The sequence below is a fragment of the Streptomyces sp. NRRL S-87 genome, from assembly GCF_000719335.1.
GTDB lineage: Bacteria > Actinomycetota > Actinomycetes > Streptomycetales > Streptomycetaceae > Streptomyces.
In genome coordinates, this window is record NZ_JOGB01000164.1 from 1 (window position 1) to 1,122 (window position 1,122).

At 74.6% G+C, this 1,122-nt stretch carries 1 protein-coding gene; it reads right to left on the bottom strand.

Translation table 11 applies throughout. From position 1 onward, the window contains the following. Nucleotides 1-1,122, bottom strand: a 1,122-nt coding sequence (locus tag IF43_RS0135545) for an acyltransferase domain-containing protein (RefSeq protein ID WP_030211149.1), incomplete at both ends; no start/stop codon positions are given.

A 1,122-nucleotide genomic window follows, 5' to 3' on the forward strand; every position in this document is an offset into this window, starting at 1 on the left:
GATGCCCACACCCTCCGACAACAGCGGCAGGACCTCCTCCTCCGCGGCCTGCACCGCGATCATCACGCCGCCCGCCGGGAGCGCCTGCATCAACCGGCCACGGGCGGCCACCAGTTCACACGCGTCGTCCAGGGACAGCACCCCGGCCACGTGCGCGGCGGCGATCTCACCGATCGAATGACCGGACACGAAGTCCGGCCGCACACCCCACGACTCGAGCAGGCGGAACAGCGCCACCTCGACCGCGAAGAGCGCCGGCTGGGCGTACTCCGTCCGGTCCAACAGGCCAGCATCCGACCCGAACAGGACGTCCTTCAGCGGGAGTTCGAGGTGCGCGTCCATACGGGCACACACCGCATCCAGCGCGTCCGCGAACACCGGCCGGGAGCCGTACAACTCACGCCCCATCCCCAGGCGCTGACTGCCCTGCCCCGTGAACAGGAAGGCCAGCCGGCCGCCCGAGACCGTGCCGCGGTTCAGCCCCGGGGCCGACCCGTCGGACGCGAGGGCGGTGAGCGCGGCCAGCAGGCCGGCGGGGTCGGCGGCGGCGAACGCCGCCCGGTGCTCCAGGCCCGCGCGGGAGGTGGCCAGGGAGTACGCCAGGTCGACGAGACCGGAGCCGGTCCCGTCCCCGGCCGCCGTGGCGGCCTCGGCCACCGGCAGCAGGCGGGCGGCCTGGGCGCGGAGCGCCTGCGGGTCCCGGGCGGACAGGACGTACGGGAAGGGACCGGCGGCGGGTGCCGTCGCGGCCGGCCCGGGCCGGTCCGCGGGCTGCGGTGCGCCCGGTGCTTCCGGTGCGCCTGCTTCCGGTGCTTCCGTTGCTTCGGGGGCCTGCTCGATGACGGTGTGCGCGTTGGTGCCGCTGATGCCGAACGAGGACACCGCGGCACGCCGCGGACGGCCCGTCTCGGGCCAGGCCGCGGCTTCGGTGAGCAGGGCGATCTCGCCCGCGGTCCAGTCGACGTGGGGGGTCGGTTCGTCCACGTGCAGGGTCCGCGGCAGCACCCCGTGGCGCATCGCCATGACCATCTTGATGACGCCGGCGACGCCGGCGGCGGCCTGGGTGTGCCCGATGTTCGACTTGATCGAGCCCAGCAGCAGCGGACGACCCTCCGGCCTGTC